This window comes from Rhodococcus sp. NPDC056516 (genome assembly GCF_042794655.1).
Taxonomy (GTDB): domain Bacteria; phylum Actinomycetota; class Actinomycetes; order Mycobacteriales; family Mycobacteriaceae; genus Rhodococcus_F.
The window spans coordinates 342,165-360,347 of the sequence record NZ_JBHTTG010000004.1; the positions used below are offsets into that span (position 1 = coordinate 342,165).

At 64.9% G+C, this 18,183-nt stretch carries 9 protein-coding genes; 4 read left to right on the plus strand and 5 right to left on the minus strand.

The window, feature by feature from the left end; genetic code table 11:
• The first annotated feature begins 36 nt into the window (after window positions 1-36).
• Both pks13 and ACFQ6Y_RS14445 read left to right on the plus strand, forming a co-directional pair.
• On the plus strand, window positions 37-4,998 hold the full coding sequence (pks13, locus tag ACFQ6Y_RS14440) for a polyketide synthase Pks13 (protein ID WP_378633661.1): 4,962 nt from the start codon (window positions 37-39) through the stop codon (window positions 4,996-4,998).
• A complete protein-coding gene (locus ACFQ6Y_RS14445; protein WP_378633665.1) occupies window positions 4,995-6,536 on the plus strand; it encodes an acyl-CoA carboxylase subunit beta in 1,542 nt (513 codons plus the stop codon). Before pks13 ends, ACFQ6Y_RS14445 begins: the two co-directional genes overlap by 4 nt.
• Here the strand turns inward: ACFQ6Y_RS14445 and ACFQ6Y_RS14450 are convergent.
• Window positions 6,533-7,444, minus strand: a complete 912-nt coding sequence (locus ACFQ6Y_RS14450; RefSeq protein WP_378540787.1) for a LysR family transcriptional regulator — start codon at window positions 7,442-7,444, stop codon at window positions 6,533-6,535. The two genes, ACFQ6Y_RS14445 and ACFQ6Y_RS14450, sit on opposite strands and share 4 nt — an antisense overlap.
• Window positions 7,445-7,517: 73 nt before the next feature.
• On the opposite strand from ACFQ6Y_RS14450, the gene ACFQ6Y_RS14455 reads away from it, so the two are divergent.
• Window positions 7,518-8,468 carry a DMT family transporter gene (locus tag ACFQ6Y_RS14455; protein WP_378633670.1) on the plus strand — a complete coding sequence of 317 codons (951 nt, stop codon included), beginning with the start codon at window positions 7,518-7,520 and terminating at the stop codon, window positions 8,466-8,468.
• Here the strand turns inward: ACFQ6Y_RS14455 and ACFQ6Y_RS14460 are convergent.
• The 3 genes from ACFQ6Y_RS14460 to ACFQ6Y_RS14470 form a co-directional block, all read right to left on the minus strand.
• Window positions 8,465-11,767, minus strand: a complete 3,303-nt coding sequence (locus ACFQ6Y_RS14460) for an arabinosyltransferase domain-containing protein (RefSeq protein ID WP_378633675.1) — start codon at window positions 11,765-11,767, stop codon at window positions 8,465-8,467. The two genes, ACFQ6Y_RS14455 and ACFQ6Y_RS14460, sit on opposite strands and share 4 nt — an antisense overlap.
• A gap of 73 nt (window positions 11,768-11,840) precedes the next feature.
• A complete protein-coding gene (locus ACFQ6Y_RS14465; protein ID WP_378634354.1) occupies window positions 11,841-15,095 on the minus strand; it encodes an arabinosyltransferase domain-containing protein in 3,255 nt (1,084 codons plus the stop codon).
• 82 nt (window positions 15,096-15,177) lie between these two features.
• Window positions 15,178-15,447, minus strand: a complete 270-nt coding sequence (locus ACFQ6Y_RS14470; RefSeq protein WP_003943854.1) for a helix-turn-helix domain-containing protein — start codon at window positions 15,445-15,447, stop codon at window positions 15,178-15,180.
• 49 nt (window positions 15,448-15,496) lie between these two features.
• Here ACFQ6Y_RS14470 and map point away from each other — a divergent pair, with 49 nt between their 5' ends.
• The gene (map, locus tag ACFQ6Y_RS14475; protein ID WP_378633680.1) at window positions 15,497-16,261 is read left to right on the plus strand and encodes a type I methionyl aminopeptidase; all 765 of its coding nucleotides are present in this window, start codon (window positions 15,497-15,499) and stop codon (window positions 16,259-16,261) included.
• Between the two features lie 15 nt (window positions 16,262-16,276).
• Here the strand turns inward: map and ACFQ6Y_RS14480 are convergent, their stop codons facing one another.
• On the minus strand, window positions 16,277-18,109 hold the full coding sequence (locus tag ACFQ6Y_RS14480; protein ID WP_378633685.1) for a glycosyl transferase: 1,833 nt from the start codon (window positions 18,107-18,109) through the stop codon (window positions 16,277-16,279).
• Between the last annotated feature and the right edge of the window lie 74 nt (window positions 18,110-18,183).

The window sequence follows — 18,183 nt, forward strand, 5'->3', positions numbered from 1 at the left end:
GAGCAGTCCCTTCATGATCGGTGGCTTGGTGAGTTGATGGTTGAACAAGATGGTGCGCAGAGCAAAGACGTTGTGAGCGAGATGAGTGTCGCGCAGTTGCGTGAGTGGCTTCGCAACTGGATCGCCAACGCGACCGGTCAGCCGGTGTCGACGATCACGGACGACCGCCCGATGGAAGAGTTCGGGCTCGCTTCACGCGACGCAGTTGCGCTGAGCGGCGACATCGAGGATCTGCTCGGCGTCACGCTGACCGCCACGGTTGCCTACCAACACCCCACCATCGCTTCGCTGGCGACTCGGATCATCGAAGGTGAGCCCGAGGCGCCGGAGGAGACCATCGACGCGTCGTACTACGTCTCAGGCGCCGCGACGGACGCTCACGACATCGCCATCGTCGGACTCTCCACACGATTCCCCGGTGCCGGGCACACGCCTTCGGACATGTGGGAAATGCTGGCGGCCGGACGCGACGGCATCAGCGACCTCCCCGAGGACCGCTGGGCCGAGTTCATGTCCGACCCCGCCATCAAGGCCGCGGTCGAGAACGCCAACACCAAGGGCGGGTACCTCGACGACGTCAAGGGCTTCGATGCCGAGTTCTTCGCGATGTCTCCGCTCGAGGTCGTCAACGTAGATCCGCAGCAGCGCCTCGCTCTCGAACTCGCGTGGGAAGCACTCGAGCACGCTCGCATTCCGGCAAGTGGGCTCAAGGGCAAGCAGGTCGGTGTTTTCATCGGCAGTTCCGCCAACGACTACCAGCTGCTCGCGGTCAGTGATCCGACGACGGCGCACCCGTATGCGCTGACCGGAACGTCGACGGCCATCGTCGCGAACCGGGTCTCGTACTTCTTCGACTTCCGCGGACCGTCCATCGCTCTGGACACCGCGTGCTCGTCTTCGCTGGTTGCCGTTCACGAGGCTGTGCGCTCGCTGCGCAGCGGCGATTCCAACATCGCGCTGGCCGGTGGCGTCAACATGCTGCTGGCCCCTCCCGGGACTCTCGGTTTCGATCAGACCGGGATGCTCGCTCCCGACGGCAAACTGCGTGCCTTCTCCGCTCAGGCTCAGGGAATCGTTCGCAGCGAGGGTGGTGGACTCGTTGTGCTCAAGCGCCTCGAAGACGCCGAGCGTGACGGCGATTCCATCCTCGCGGTGATCGCCGGATCCGCGATCAACCAGGACGGCCGTTCCAACGGTCTGCTCGCACCCAACCCCGATGCCCAGGCCGACGTGTTGCGTTTCGCGTACCGCGACGCCGGCATCGTGCCGACCACCGTCGACTACATCGAGGCCCACGGAACGGGCACCGATCTCGGTGATCCCATCGAGGCAGACGCTCTCAGCCGGGTCGTCGGTCGCGGCCGTGACGACGACAAGCCGGCACTGCTCGGTAGCGCGAAGACCAACTTCGGACACCTGGAAGCAGCTGCAGGCGCCGCCGGCCTGATCAAGGTCGTTCTGGCGATGCAGGAAAACAAGATTCCCGCGACGATCAACTACCTGGGCCCCAACCCGCACATCGACTTCGAGAAGGCGCACCTGCAGGTGACGCCCGAGGCCACCGACTGGCCGCGTTACACCGGCAAGGCCGTCGCCGGTGTTTCCGGCTTCGGTTTCGGCGGAACCAACGCCCACGTCGTGGTCAAGGAATACGTGCCTGCCGACGCCGTAGTCGAAGAACCGGTTGTGGATGTCCCAGTCGTGGATGAACCGGCAGCAGAGGACGAGATCACGGTTGTGCTGGCCGTGTCCGGCGCGCTGCCTTCGCGTCGTCGCCGCGCAGCTGCCGATCTGGCCGACTGGCTCGAAACCGAAGAGGGAAGCAAGACGCCCCTCGCCGACGTCGCCCGCACACTTTCGCGTCGCAACCACGGACGCTCGCGCGCCGCTGTTGTGGCGAAGACGCGGTCCGAGGCCATCAGCTCGCTGCGCGCCGTCGCCGCGGGCAAGCCGGCCCAGGGCGTCTTCTCGGCCGACTCGCCGTCGCCCAAGGGTGCGGTGTGGGTGTTCTCGGGCTTCGGCTCGCAGCACCGCAAGATGGCCAAGCAGTTGTACACGGAGAACGCGGCCTTCAAGGCAGCCGTCGACGAGGTCGACGCGCTGATCCAGGACGAGGCCGGTTACTCGATGGTCGAGATGTTCCTCGACGATTCGATCGAGTACAACGTCGAGACCGCACAGGTGGGAATCTTCACCATCCAGGTCGGTCTGGCTGCGTTGCTGCGCCACCACGGCGCCGAAGCCGAAGCCGTGGTTCCGCACTCGATGGGTGAGGCCGCGGCCGCGTACGTTTCCGGCGGTCTGAACCTGGAAGACGCTGTCCGCGTGATCTGTTCACGTTCACGGCTGATGGGTGAGGCCGAGGGCGCACTTGTCGGTGACGACATCCGTCTGATGGCACTGCTCGAGTACAGCGCATCCGAGATCGAGGCGCTGCTGCCCACGTACCCCAAGCTCGAGGTCTGCGTCTACGCAGCTCCGACGCACACGGTGATCGGTGGACCGCAGCCGGACATCGAGGCGATCGTCGCTGCCGCCGAGGCCGACGGCAAGATGGCGCGTGTCCTGCAGACCAAGGGCGCCAGCCATACTTCGCAGGTAGATCCGTTGCTCGGCGAACTCGCCGCGGAGTTGGCCGGTATCGAGCCGGCCACGTTGAAGCTCGGTGTCTACTCGTCCGTCGACAAGGACACCTTCTACCGTCCCGGTCACGAGCCGATCCATCAAGAGGCGTACTGGGTCAAGGGTCTTCGCCACAGCGTGTACTTCACCAATGCGGTGCGCGGTGCAGTTGCCCACGGCCACACCACTTTTGTCGAGCTTGCACCCAACCCGGTGACGCTGATGTCGGTGGCAGCCACCGCTTTCGATTCGGGCCTGCACGACATGGAGCTCATCCAGACGCTCAAGCGTAAGGAAGACGAGTCCGCAGGTGTGCTTGCCGCTCTCGCGCAGCTGTACGTTCACGGCCATGCCGTGAACCTCGAGTCTCTGCTTCCCGCAGGCGATTTCGCTTCGGTTCCTCGTACCGCGTTCGTGCGCAAGCCGTACTGGCTCGACATTCGCGTCAGTGCCGGTGGTTCGGCTCGCGTTCCCGGTTCGCACGTCGCCCTGCCCGACGGCCGCCACGTGTGGGAGGTCGACGCATCCGCCGTCACCGACCTGGCGGTGCTCGTGAGCGCCGCTGCCGGACAGGTGCTCTCGGATGTCTCTCTGACCGCTGCTGTTCCGCACGGTGAGCTGGCCGGTGCTGCGACCCTGACCACGACACTCAACCCGCACCCGGGTGGAGCGTCGGTGCAGGTGCACGCTCGTGAGGGCGCTACGTTCCGTCTGCTGTTCGACGCCGTCGTCACGTCCGGTGAGCCGCTGCCCGAGCTGGTCGTCAGCGCGCCGGTCAAGACCAGCGCGCCGATGGAAACCCTGGCCGAGGTCGTCGAAGACGCCGGAGACAAGTGGGATCCGAACGGTTCGCAGAGCCTCGACGACCGCCTCAAGATCGTTGTGGCCGAGTCGATGGGGTACTCGCCGGAGGATCTTCCGGCCGAGGTTCCGCTCATCGAACTGGGTCTCGATTCGCTCATGGCGATGCGTATCAAGAACCGCGTCGAGTACGAGTTCGACATTCCGCAGCTCCAGCTCCAGGCAGTCAAGGACGCGAGCCTCAACGAGGTCAACAAGTACCTGCGTTACGCGATCGACAATCGCGAAGAGGTTCAGGCGATGGCCGACAAGCAGGCCGCGGAGAAGTTGGCGGCCGATGCTGCTGACGACGAGGACGCTGCTCCCACCGAGGTGGCGGTGGAACTACCTGCCACTGCTCCCGTTGCGGCGGCTGTACCGGCAGCCGCGCCCGCCGATCCTTCGCGTGCCGGAACTGCCGACGACGCCGGCTCCGACGTTCCGCCGCGAGATGCGGCCGAGCGCTTGACGTTTGCGACGTGGGCCGTCGTCACCGGGAAGTCGGCCAAGGGCATCTTCAACGATCTGCCGATCGTCGGTGACGAGGTCGCCGAGAAGCTTGCTGCTCGGCTTTCCGAGCGTGCGGGCGGCGAGATCACTCTCGACGACGTTCTCGACTCCACCACCATCGAAGAGCTTGCGGACGTCGTTCGCCAGTACCTCGAGGACGACGGAAAGATCGACGGACTCGTTCGTACTCTGCGTGCCCGTCCTGAAGGTTCCACGGCCGTACCGGTATTCGTCTTCCACGCTGCCGGTGGTTCGACGGTGACGTACGAGCCTTTGCTCAAGCGCCTGCCCGCCGGCACGCCGATGTACGGGTTCGAGCGGGTCGAGGGCTCGATCGAAACCCGTGCTGCTGCCTACGTTCCGCTGCTTCGTGAGATCCAGGGTGACGGGCCGTACGTGCTGTGCGGCTGGTCGTTCGGCGGCGTGATGTCGTATGCGGTCGCGAAGTTGCTGCGCGAGCAGGGCGCCGACGTGCGTGTGGTCGGACTTCTCGACACCGTGATGGCCGGCGAGGTCGTGCCGGACACCGAGGAGGAACGTCGCAAGCGTTGGGAGCGCTACGGCAAGTTCGCCAAGCGCACCTACAACCTCGATGTTCCGCTGCCGCTTGACGTTCTGGCCTCCACCGAAGCCGACGAGGATCAGATCCAGATCTTGATGGACATGATCAAGATGAGCGGCGCAAAGATTCCCGGCGGAATCATCGAGCATCAGCGGACGTCCTGGTTGGACAACCGCGCCATCCAGACTGCCGCGTTCAGCAGCTACGACGGAGACGTCGTGCTCTACATGGCCGACAAGTACCACGACGAGCTGATGACGCTCGAGCCTGCATTCAAGACCCGCAAGGCAGACGGTGGTTGGGGTGACTACGTGAAGAACCTCGAGGTCGTCTACATCGGTGGGGATCACCTGCAGATCGTCGACGAGCCGTACATCGCGAAGGTCGCGGCAGACCTCACCACAAAGCTGGCCCAGATCGAGACAGCCCAGACCAAAGCATCGGAAACCGGAGTTCAGAAGTGACGACAACCACCGCGGAGAAGCTCGCTGAACTCCGCGAAAAGTTGGAGAAGGCAAAGGAACCCGGCTCGGCTCGGGCCATTGCCAAGCGCGATGCAGCAGGGCACAGTACGCCGCGCCAGCGCATCGACATGTTGCTCGATCCCGGTAGCTTCGTCGAGGTCGGCGCCCTGGTGAAGATGGCGGGCGAGGACAATCCGTACAGCGACGGCGTCATGACCGGTCACGGAACCGTCGAGGGGCGGCCGGTTGCCGTGTTCGCGCACGATCAGACTGTGTTCGGCGGTGCCGCCGGAGAGATGTTCGGCCGTAAGGTCGCAGCTGTCAACGATTTTGCGCTGAAGGTTGGTTGCCCGGTCGTCGGTATCAACGATTCCGGTGGAGCTCGAATCCAGGATGCCGTTTCCTCATTGGCCTGGTACGCCAACATGGGTTCACGTCAGGAGCCCTTGTCCGGCGTCTGCCCGCAGATCTCGGTCATCCTCGGTAAGTGCGCCGGCGGTGCCGTGTACGCACCGATCAACACCGACGTCGTGGTCGCGACCGAAGAGTCGTACATGTTCGTCACCGGACCCGACGTCATCAAGTCGGTCACCGGCGAAGAGGTCAGCCTCGAGGATCTGGGCGGAGCGCGCAAGCAGGCGGAGTACGGAAACATCCATCACGTCGCTCCCGACGAGAAGGCTGCATTCGACTGGGTCCGTGAGTACCTGAGCTTCATGCCGTCCTCGTGCACGGAGAAGGCGCCGCTGATCAACCCGGGCCTCGAACCCGAGATCACCGAGTCGGATCTCGAACTCAACGCCTTCATGCCGGATGCCGACAACGCCGGCTACGACATGCACGACATCATTCTGCGGATCTTCGACGACGGAACCTTCCACGAAATCGGAGCTCAGGTCGCGCACAACGTGATCACCGGGTTCTCCCGCGTCGACGGCCTGCCCGTCGGTGTCGTGGCCAACCAGCCCACGTACCTCAGTGGCGCCCTCGATGCAGACAGCTCCGACAAGGCCGCCCATTTTGTGCGCCTGTGCGACGCCTTCAGCATCCCGCTCGTTTTTGTCGTCGACACACCGGGCTTCCTTCCCGGCGTCGATCAGGAAAAGGTCGGCGTCATCAAGCGTGGCGGGCGTTTCCTGTTCGCGTACATCGAAGCCACTGTCCCGAAGGTGACGGTGGTGGTTCGCAAGGCGTACGGCGGCGGTTATGCCGTCATGGGTTGCAAGCAGCTCGGTGCCGACATCAACCTCGCGTGGCCGACCGCACGTATCGCCGTGATGGGCGCCGAGGGTGCCGTCAACATCATGGGACGTCGTCAGCTCGCCGAGGCGGGCGAGAACGCACCCGCGGTGCGTGCTCAGTTGATCAACTTCTACAACGAGTTCGTCGCGACGCCGTACATCGCGGCTGAGCGCGGATACATCGACGCGGTGATCGAGCCTTCGCAGACGCGTCTCGAAATCCGCAAGGCTCTGAGGTTGCTCAAGGACAAGACGATCTTCAAGAACCCGCGCAAGCACAACTTGATGCCGCTCTAATTCTTCTTGTCACCGAGGGCGTCGAACTGGCGGCGTAGCGCTTCTATCGTCGCCAGGACGGCGGGCCTCTCGCTGTCGGTCCGCCAGGCGAGGTAGATGTCTCGGCTGAGCGGCGGAACAGTGTCGAGCATTCGAACACCTTCCGGTGGTACAACTCTCGCCAGTCGCGGGATCAGGGCGACCGCGAGGCCCTGAGCGACGAATTCGACCTGGGTGGGAAACTCGGCGACCTCGTACTCGATTCGAGGGTCGAACCCCTGCGCGCGCAGGGTCCTGACGGTGAAGGTGTGAAAGTCCGTTCCCCGCGTCCACGTCGCCCAGGCGTGCTCGGACAGCTCGCTGAGCGCGACAACCTTGTTCTCCGCCAGCGGATGCGACGCGGGGAGAGCGAGCAGAGCCACGTCGTCGTACACGGGAGTGAAGGAGAGTCCGTCGGGAAGTTCGACGGGCAGAGTGCTCCAACTGTCGACCACCACGACGTCGAGGTCGCGGCGAATCAGTGCGGGGAGCAGTTCTTCGGATTCGCCTTCGTTGAAGGTGATTTCGAGTTGGGGGTGCGCATGCCTGATCTCGGCGATGGCTCGCGGCAGCACCGTCCTGCTGGGGGAGACCAGGGCGCCGATACGCACCCGGCCCGTCACCTCGCTCTGCAGCGACGCGATTTCCGCCTCGGCCTGGGCGAGCGTCGAGAGAACCTCTGCGGTTCGGCGCGCGAGGATCCGGCCGGCTTCGGTGAGTCGCACACCGCGGCCCTGTGGTTCGAGGAGCGGAACACCGACTTCGCGCTCGAGTTTGTTCAACTGCTGCGAAATTCCGGACGGTGTGACATGCAAGGTGCGGGCAGCTGCCGCCACTGATCCGTTCTCGGCGACAGCGTGCAGGGCGCGGAGTCTCTCGAGATTCAACACAGTAGTGATGCTACCGAATATACGGTCTGAACATTTGCTTGTGCTGAATAGTTAGCGGCAGGAACATTGTCGGGTGACCACTCTGACCTCCGCGACTGCGCAGACACCGACACCCACCCGAATTCCTCGGGGGCGTATCGACCCTCGATTGCTGGTCGTCGGAGGCGCGGCCGCGATCTCGATCAGTTCGCTCCTCATCAAGCTGGCCGATGTCGGGCCCTCGACGGCCGTTTTCTTCCGTTGCTTCCTGGCCCTGCCGCCACTGGCGTGGTTGGCGTGGCGGGAATACCGCCGGGTGGGCAAGCCGAGCCGGCGGGCGGTCGTTCTGCAGGTGTTCGGCGGCCTGCTGCTCGGGCTGGATTTTGCGTTGTGGTCGCAGTCGATTCTCATGATCGGCGCGGGGATGGCGAGCGTCGTCGTGAACGTGCAGGTGATCGTGGTGCCTGCACTGTCCTGGTTGGTGTTCGGTAATCGGGTTCCGATGCGCTTCGTTTTTGCCCTACCGTTCATGTTCACGGGAATTGCCTTGGCGGGCGGCGTGTTCGGAGGTGGGGAAACCGGCGACGACGTGCTGTGGGGAACGGCGCTCTCGCTCGTCTCCGGAATCGCCTACGGCGGCTACATCTTCGTTGTCGGCCGTACGGGCGAGGCGGATCGGGCAGCGAGCCAGGTGTTGATCTCCACGACGTCCGCGGGCATCGCCGGGTCCATCATCGGATCACTCTGGGGCCGGATCGATTTCGTCCCGGGTTGGGAAGCATTCGGCTGGCTCGCGGCACTGGCGCTGGTCGGCCAGGTGTTCGGCTGGATGCTGATGGGGCACTCGCTCCCTCGACTTCCCGCCGAGGTGGGCGCGACGCTCCTGCTCATGCAACCGGTCCTCGCCGTACTGCTGGCGGTTGTGCTGCTCGGCGAACGGCCCGGTATCGGGCAGCTACTCGGGTGCGTCGTCGTTGTCGGAGCAGTCTCGGCCGTCTCCGTACGTCGCACCCGAGCAGTCACCCGAGTAGGTAGTGCCGGCTAGTGCACCCGCATCTCGCCGGGCATCCACATGCCCGAGCGGGTTGCGGTCCCCGTCTCCACCTCTGCCGGAACAGCATTCGGGAAGTACCGGTCGTAGCGCTCGAGCGATCCCCAGTCCCGTGCCCAGTCGTCCTTCAGGTACGTCGGAACCGTCGTCGCACCGGCGATGACCTCGGTGAACCCGAGCGGGCCGCCGTTGTCCGCGGACTGCCAGGTGTCGGTGGAGCTGACGGCCAGAGGACGGTCCGGGAGGATGCGGAAGTTCGGCATCTCGGCCACACCGTTCTGATGTGTGAACGGACGTTGGCACGGGAACTGAAGGCCGACAGCCCAGTCCAGGAGAACCGGCTGCTCGTTGCCGATGTACGAGTTCAGGGACTCGAGCTTGGGCACGCGAGGTGGCGTGAATGCCATCCACTGATCGCCCGTGAGGTTGGGATCGAACGCGACCACCCGAACGGCGTCGGCGTCCGGCGCGAGTTCGTCGATGGGGATACGGACGTTGCGCCACGACGGTGCGGGTCCGATGTCTCGCGGCATGTACGAACCCTGGACCTGCACGGTTCCGTCGGGCTGAGTCTTGCCGTACTCGACCAGCAGCGACTGGCCGTACGTGATGGCACCGGTGTTGTCGACGGACCACACGCGCCCGGCGACGGACATGACCACCAGCGGTGATTCCTCACTGCGAGTGGGCAATCCGTACCAACTCGAGATGAGGGAAGCGGGTTCCTGTACGCCGGGCTGGTAGCTGCCCATGACCGGCGTCTTCGAAGGATCGAGACCGAAGGGGAGCTTGGCCGTGCTGCCGTTGACGCCGACGTTGCCGGTGCCGCCGCTGGTCCCGGCGCCGGAGCCGGTGGCGAAGCTGGGGCCGACACTCTGGTTGTCGGTGTTACCCATGCCCTGCTTGACCTCGATGTAATCCGCAGTCAAATCGCTGGGAACTCCATTGGGGGAGAAGCCCTTCGAATCAACTCCGGACAGAGGATCCTCGGCGTTGAATCCGGGTGCGGTCAGGGGTCGTAGATTCCCGGAATTGACGTCGGTCTCCACCAGTACGTCCTCGGCCATGCCGCAGGTCTTGCCCGCGAGTGCCTCGATGTTGCTTCGACCCAGCGAGTACGCCGGGTACTGCGACACTGCGCCCTTGAGTAGGGAGAGCACCTCGAAGAGGACCATCAGACCGGCAATCACGGTGAGCGGGGCGGCCGCGAACTTGCGAATTCGTCTGCCCTTGGCCGTGTTCGGCTTTTCGGGCGGGGCTGCAAATCCCTCACGCAGGTACTGCCATGCGGCAAAAGCCAAGGCGAGAGCAAAGAGTGCGAGGAACAGTGTGTTGGATTCACGGCCGTCGTAGGAGATGGTCTTGTCGAACCACGGCACGCCGTAACTCGAGACGTACCAGTAGCCGTTGATGCCGGCGAACGTCAACGCCAGCATCAGGAGCAGTCCGGCCACGAACACCGATCGGTTACGACGCGAGCGCAGGGCCGACGCGGACACGGCGACCGCGGTCAGCGCGGCGAGAGAACCGGCGATGCCCGCGTACGCACCGAAGTGGTGAGTCCACTTGGTGGGGTTGAACATCATCAGGAACATCGTGCCGAAGACGACGCCGACGAGGCGCCACGACGGACCTGTCGCGGCGCCGGGGACGCGGCCGCGGCGCAGCAACACGAAGAGTGTCGTGAAGAGGCACAGGATCATTGTCAAGAACGCGAAGCGTCGGGCAACCGAGCCGTCGACCGTCTGGACGAAGAGGTAGTAGTAGCGCAGGAAGTCCTGGTACCACTCGAGATTGGGGCCGATGATCGTTCGGACGCGGGTGGCTTCCATGACGCCGGCGAAGGTCTGATCGGCGAAGATGACCACCAGCACGATGGTTCCGGCGGCGGCGATCGGAGCGAGAAGCGGCAGTGTGCCGACCAGCCGGTGACGCTTGACGACGATGCGCACCAATGGGCGCACACCGGCGAGAAGGGCTGCGATACACATCAATCCGGTGGGCGCCGCGGCAAGAGTGAAGGCGCCGATCAAGATCGCGGTCGCCGCAGGGAAAAGGCGTCCGGTGGCGATGGCGCGCTCGATGGAGCACCAGGTGAGCAGTGCGCCGAGAGCCACGATGGGCTCGGGGCGAAGACCGTTGTTGTACGCCAACCAGAAGGACAGGAACACCAGCCCGCCGGTCCAGAGGGCGACGTTGCTCCGGCGAACCGCCCGGCCGAGACGCGGGACGACCTCGCGGCTTATGACCATCCAGCAGAGGATTCCGGCGAGCAGAGCGGGCAGACGCATGAACGGGCTCGCGGTCGAGATCTTCGCCATCACGGCCAGCACTTCGTAGTACCAACCGAACGGGGCCTCGGGAACACCGAACCAACGGAAGTAGTTGGCCATGTATCCCGCGTCCGGCGAGACTCGGGCCATGGTGAGGAGATAACCGTCGTCGGCGGTGTTCGCGCCGATGAAGTGCCAGACGACCAGCGTTCCGACCACAACACCGTCGATGCCGGAGAACTTCCACCAGCGTTCGGGAAGGAAGCGTCGGTGCTTGCGGCCGTCGGTGCCGTCGAGGCGGGCAAGGGCGACCAGAGCGACGATGGTCGAGAGGACGGCCACGATCATCGCGACCAGCTTCAAGACGCTGGGGCTCGACGAGAAACGTGAGTCGATCGTCATCGAGAAGCCGAGGCCCTCGGGAGCAGCGCCGTCGGGCAGGTCGCTGAAGACGCCGACCACCTGCGGGCGGAAGTCACCGTCGAGCTGACCACGAATCGGATTGCCGTCGGGATAGGTCAGACCGACGAACTCTGCCGTGGTCCGGTTGACGTCAGAACTGAACGCGATGGCGCCGCAGCGACTCGACTCGACGTCCTCGCGCGCCGCCGAAGCGACGACGACGTTGCGATCGAGCACGTCGACGCTGGTCGCGGACACCCGGACGAACATCGACGAGAGTGCCGCGCCGTCGCCCTGCGCTGGTGCCGTCGACAGCAGGATGCCGCCACCCTCGGGCAGCGAGCTGACCGCGGTGCAGGGGATCGACGCGTTGACGTCGATGGGAACCTGCGCCATCAGAGGTGCCTCGACGTCGCCGATCACGCCGTTCTGCGGCCAGTTGATCGACGCCGTCGTCTGCACGACGGGAAGCAGCGGAGTTGCCAGTGCGAGCACGAAGCCGAGCAAGCCGGCGATGATCGCTACCCATCGAGTGCGATGGAAACGCTCGCGGGCATCCTGACCAGCAGGAGGCGGCGAACTCGAAGTCTGAGGTGAAGCTGTCACTGCGTCGGGCACGGCTACCGATGGTATGTCAGGGCTGAGCGTGGACCTACCGTGCCCAGGTGGTTGGTAGGTCCACGCGTAACAGTTACGACTGGTAACGAATCGGGCCCGGCGTCCAGGTGCCCGAACGCGTCTCGGTGGTGACGTTCATTTGCGCGGGAACTGCATCCGAATCGAGCGGTGCATACTGCTCGAGCGAACCCCAGTCCCGATCCCAGTCGTTGTCCAGGTAGGTCGGCAATGCCCTGGCCGAGAGCAGTTCGGTGGTCCAGCCGAGCGGTCCGCCGCCGTAGTGGTCCTGCCAGGCGTTGGTGGACTCCGCGCCGATCCGGTCGGGCAGGATGCGCCACTCGGGGATCTCGGCGACGCCGTACAGGTGATCCACCGGGCGCTGGCACGGGAAGGCCAGGCCGACAGCCCAGTCCATCAGCACCGGATCGGTGGATCCGACGACGTCCTGCAGCGTGCGCATGGTCGGCACTCGCGGCGGTGTCACCGCCAACCACTGATCTGCACTGATGTCGGTGTCACTGGCCACCAGACGCACGGTGTCGGCGTCGGCGGGCAGTTGATCCATCGGAACGCGCAGGTTGCGCCACGACGGCGACGGGCCGATGTCGATCGGATCGACACGTCCCAGGGCGTCGACGCTCCCGTCTGCCTGCTTCTTGCCGTACTCGACCTGCAGGACCGCACCGGGGGTGACGATGCCGTCGGAGTTGACGTAGCGGATGCGTCCGGCGGCCGCGACGGTCAGGAGCGGTGCGGCGTCGTTGCGCTCGGGCAGTGAGTACCAACCGGTGGTCAGCGCAGCGGCCTGCGCCGCCCCGTAACTACCGAGCACCGGGGTTTTTGCGGGGTCGAGCCCGAACGGGAGCGCGACATTGCTGCCGTTGACGCCTGCCGTCGACTGCGAGCCACCGGCGGTGCCGGATCCGGTTCCCGGCGTGGTGGTGCCGGACTGCGAGGTCGAGGTGTCGAGGCTGTTTGCACTGCCTGCCGTCGAATCTTCGGCGTCGGCCGTGAGGTCGCCGGCGACTCCGTCCGGCGAGAATCCGGTCGACTCACTCGCGCCGAACGCACCCGCGCCGGCGAGATCGGTGGGCCGATCCGTCAATTGCAGAACGCCGGCGTTCGGATCGGACTCCACGAGTACCTCGCCCGCGAGACCGCAGCTTCCGCCGAAGACCGATTCGATGTTGGACTTGCCGATCGAATACGCGGGGTACTGAGCAACCGCGCCCTTGAGTAGGGACAGCACCTCGAACAGCACTACCGCTCCGGCGGCGATGGTCAACGGTGACGGGGCGAGAAGGCGAAGTCGCCTGGTCTTCTTGACGCTGTCTTCCGCGCCGTTTCGCTCGCGCGGCTCCATGACGTGGTACCACGCGGCCAACAGCAGCGCGAGGATTGTCAGACCGAGGAAGGCCGTCGAGAATCCCTTGCCGGCGATTGACGGCGGCTTGTCCCACCACGGGACGCCGTAACTCGAGACGTACCACCAGCCGTTGGAGCTGGTGAACGCCACAGCGAGGATGAACAGGATGCCCGCGGCGAACAGCGCGCGGTTTCGTTTCGAACGCATGCTCGACGCACTCACGCCGACGGCGGCGAGCACGGCAACCGTGGCGGCCAGACCGGCGTACACACCGAAGTGGTGAGTCCACTTGGTGGGGGTGAACTGCATCAGGAGCAGTGACGCGAACACGATGCCGAGGATCCGGCGCGACGGCCCGATCGCGGTGCCCGGGATCCGGCCCTTGCGCAGGATCATCATGACGCAGAAGACGAGCCCGACGATCATGACGAACATGCCGAAGCGGCGCGCCAACGAACCGTCGGGGGAGATGGTCATCAATGCGTCCCAACGCAACCGTTCCTCGAACCACGGAACGTTCGGCCCGACGGCCGTTCGCACCCTCGTCGACTCGAGAACTGTCGCGAGGGTTTGATCTGCGAAGACCGCGACGAGAACCACGGTTCCGGCCGCGAGGATCGGCATGATCTGGGACAGGAAGCCGACACGCTTGCCGCGGGCGATCAGGATCTGCAGGATCGGCCGGGCGCCGGCGATCAACGCGCCGATCGCGATCAGACCGGAAGGCCCGGCGGCCAACGAGAATGCGGCGATCAGCACGGCCATCGCGGCGGGCAACAGACGTCCGGTGGCGATGGCGCGTTCGATGGAGCACCACGTGAGCAGAGCGCCGAGGGCGATGATGGGCTCGGGACGCAGGCCGTTGTTGTACGGCAACCAGAAGGCCAGGAACACGAGCCCGCCGGTCCAGATGGCAACCTTGTTGCGGCGCACCGCAACACCGAGTCGCGGTATCACCTCGCGGCTGATGACCATCCAGCACAGGATGCCGGCGATCAACGCGGGCAGGCGCATCCACATGCTCGCGGTGCTGACCTTCGCGAACAGGGCCAGCACGTCGTAGTACCAACCGAACGGCGCTTCGGGGACGCCGAACCAGCGGAAGTAATTGGCCATGTACCCGGAGTGCTCCGAGACTCGGGCCATGCCGAGCAGGTAACCGTCGTCGGAAGTGTTGGCGCCGAACACATGCCACAGTGCCAGCGTGCCGATCACCAGGGCGTCGATGCCGGTGAACTTCCACCATCGCGCCGGCAGGAAGCGTCGTGCACGACGGCCGTCGACGCCGTCGATCCGGTGCAGTGCGTACAGCGAGACGATGGTCGAGAGTGCCGCGACGATCATCGCGAACAGTTTGAGAAGTGTGGGGCTGGACGAGAACCGGGAGTCGACGTCCATGTGGGCGGACAGTCCGGCGGGCGCTGCGCCCTGCAAGTCGGTGAAGATGCCGACAACCTGTGGGCGGTAGTCGCCGGTCAGGGTGGTGCCGACGCCGTCGACACCGGTGACGGCCGCGACGGTCTGCTCGGAGTTGGTCGTGATGGTGAGCGCGGTGCATCCGCCGAGTTGATCGAGCGGAACCGAGATCAGAACCGAATCGCGAGTGAGTGCTTCGAGGCGGTCGGCAGTGGTGCGGACGGTGAGGCCGCGGGCGTTTCGGTCCGGCGCCCCGTTCGGCATGGTCGAGAGCAGTGTGCCGCCGCTGCCGCCCAACTGGCCGAGGGTCGAACACGGGATGGTGATGTCGAGCGATGTGGGCGAGTAGGAGATCAGCGGCGACGAAACGCTGTTGACGGTCCCACCCTGCGGCCAGTCGATGCTTGCGGCTTCCTGCTTGACGGGCAGGAACGGCGTTGCCAGTGCGAGAAGCAGGCCCAGAAGGCCGGTGACTATCGCGATGAGTCGTGCCGTCCGGACTCTCTGGGAATCCGATTCTCGGGGAGCTTCGGGGCCAGTGGGCACGGGTTTCGGGGGCACTACTACTTCAGACGGCACAAGGAACGATGTTAGGCGAGTGTGGGCCCGCACATCCTGAGAGAACTACTCAGGATGCAACTTCCTGTTCGGATTGTGGTGTTTCAAGTGTTCGGGCGATGGTGTCGAGTGAAATACCCAACACTTCCGCGACCGCGCTGATGGTGAAGAAGGCGGGTGTCGCGATGCGGCCGGTTTCGATCTTGCGCAGCGTTTCGACCGAGATGCCGGCGTCGAGCGCTACCTGAACCATGCTTCGGTCTCCCCGCGCCGATCGCAGGAGTTCACCCAGTCGTAGTCCTCGTTCGAGTTCTTCCGCCGTCAGCGGTACGCGCACCATGTGCTTATAGTAATACCGGTATAGTTATTCGACAAGGAAGGTGTTCGAGATGGTCGAAATCAAGACCGCAGGCGAAATCGACGCGATGGCGGCGGCGGGAAGAATCACGGCGCAGGCTCTGGCTGCAGCGCGTGAGGCGGCGAGCGTCGGGGTGACGTTGCTCGAATTGGACGCCGTTGCCGCGGAGGTTATTTCGGCGGCCGGTGCCTCGGCACTGTTCTTGAACTACCGGCCGGCAACGGCGCCGACACCGTTCCCCGGTGTCATCTGTGCGAGCGTGAACGATGCTGTGGTGCACGGTATCCCGAATGGGTACCGACTCCGTGACGGTGACCTGGTCAGCATCGACTGCGGTGCGAGACTCGACGGATGGTGCGGTGACTCTGCCATCAGCTTCACTGTCGGGCAGGGGAGCAGTGGGGATCAGGCACTGATCGACGCGACCGATCAGGCACTTGCCCGCGGCATCGCCGCCGCCCAGCCCGGAAACCGATTGGGCGACATCGGAGCCGCGATCGGACAGTACGCGCGCGGCCTCGGATACGGCATGCTCGCCGATCACGGTGGTCACGGCATCGGCCGTGAGATGCACGAAGGGCCGGACGTGCCCAACGAAGGTCGAGCAGGCAAAGGCTTCCGGCTGCGTCCCGGCCTGGTCATCGCCATCGAACCGATGCTCATCGCCGACGGAACCGACGACTACCGGCACGACGCCGACGGGTGGACCCTTCGTACCGTTTCGGGCGCCAGGGCTGCGCACAGTGAGCACACGGTCGCGATCACCGAAGACGGTCCGGTGATCATGACCCGCTGACTAACCTCCTTCTGGCTAACCCTGGTTCGAGGTCTTGCCGCTCACGAGGTCTCGTACGTCCCACACCCACACGTCGTCGACGCGCTTGGCATCGAAGCCGACCAGTTCGTCGACCGTGTGACGCAGCGCGTCGTCACCTTTGAATCGCGGAAGCACTAGTACGTCGGCGTGCCAGTACCGCAGGTCGGTCAGTGCGTTCGCCCTGGTGCCCACGTCGATCAACGGGACCTTGCCGGTTTGTTTGGTATTGACCAGCAGGGTCGAGGTGGGTCGGGACTCGGCGCCGTAGATTCCGGCGCGGGTCTTCGAATCCGGGCCGACGAAGTATCCGCCGGCAATCGGGAACCCGAAGTCGGCGTCGACCTGCCAGCTCAGTGCGCGGGCGTCTTCCGCGCTCGCGACGGGGACCGTCACCAGGGTGCCGTCGCTGACGTAGTTCTCCCACGAGCCGCTGGTGATGAATTCGGGCGTCGCAGATCGTTGATCGGCGTCGATGGGTGTCGGGATGAGAGGAATCATGGCGACGGCGAGTGTCACCAGCCAGACACCGGCAGCAGTGCGGCGCGGTCCACGAAGTTCGACGAAAGCGCGGTAGGTGCCGAGGGTGAGCAGCAGTCCGATCGCCGGAATCGCGCCCATGGCGAAACGGGATTCGAGCACCGATTCGAACAGCGGCAGGTCGGCGAGAAGTTTCCACGGCAGGGTGATGCCGGTCCTGTCGCCGTCGATGATCAGTTCGGAACCGAGCGAGAGCACACCCATGACCACGATCACGGCGGCGGCAGCGCGGGTCAGACGGATGCGCCACAACCACACCGTGGCACCGAGGAGCAGGATCACCAGCGGCCACCCGAAGTACGCGTTCTCCTCGGTCGGGTTCATCCGGAACTCGGCGCCCTCGGGATCTCCTGCAACGGATTCGGTCGGGAACGTGGTGAGGGCAGCGGTGTCGTTGCCTGCCTGACCGTGTGAGACGCCGTCGTAGCTCGCTGGGCCGAAGAACTGCGACCACAGCGGCACTGCGGTGATCAAGAGTGTGACCGCGCCGCCGATCACGAGGCCGGGCATCGCGCGCTTGATCGCCTCGCGTGACTTGGCCAGGTCGGGCAGGGCATACGCGGCGCCGAACACCATCGCCGACATCGTGAAGATGAGGAGCGGTTCTTCGCCGAGGAAGATCTGCCACGCGACGAGCAGGCCGAGAACGATTCCGTCGCGAACCGGACGCTTGCCGTTCGAGATGCGCACTACCTGCAAGAAGATGAACGGAAGCACGAAGAACGCGACGAAGTTCGGATGGCCGTTGGCATGCGAGATCATGGCCGGTGCAAATCCGCAGAACCCCGCGCCGACGGCGGCGGCGACCTTGGAGCGGACCGAGACGCCGGTCAGTACGTGCCGCGAGAATGCCCAGTACCAGGCGATAGCGGTGCCGCCGAGGCCGGCAGTCAGCCCGATCGCATAAGTGGCCGTGGGTCCGAAGATCAGCGTGATCGGGGCCAGCGGGATGCTTATGCCGAACATGGCGGTATTGGCCATCAGGTTCACGCCGAGCGGGTAGTTCTGCAGGTCACTGAACAGCGGGCTGCGGAACTGGGCGAGCGCGTGGGCGGTGTCGGCGAAGAACCATTCCCACATCGCCTGGTCGCGGCCCGCGTTGAACAGGTAGCCGGACTGCAGATCGCTCCACAGGTTCGACATCACGTAGATCGCCGCGACGGTGAACGTCACCATGATCGCGAGATCGACCAGACGGCCGCGCTGGACGACCGAGCGTCTGATTGCTGAACGGACTCGCCCTGGACGTGCTTCTTCGAGCAGTTGGACGTCGGGCAGGGTCTCGGTCATGCAGTCGGTGCCTTTCGGTTCTGGCGCCCATCCCTGAAGTGGCGTTCTCAGAAGTTCGGGGTGGCCTACTTAGG

Coding starts and splice junctions, on each gene's coding strand:
- pks13 (WP_378633661.1), top strand. CDS start 37: ATGGTTGAACAAGATGGTGCGCAGAGCAAAGACGTTGTGAGCGAGATG.
- ACFQ6Y_RS14470 (WP_003943854.1), bottom strand. CDS start 15,447: ATGGTGCGCGTACCGCTGACGGCGGAAGAACTCGAACGAGGACTACGA.
- map (WP_378633680.1), top strand. CDS start 15,497: ATGGTCGAAATCAAGACCGCAGGCGAAATCGACGCGATGGCGGCGGCG.
- ACFQ6Y_RS14480 (WP_378633685.1), bottom strand. CDS start 18,109: ATGACCGAGACCCTGCCCGACGTCCAACTGCTCGAAGAAGCACGTCCA.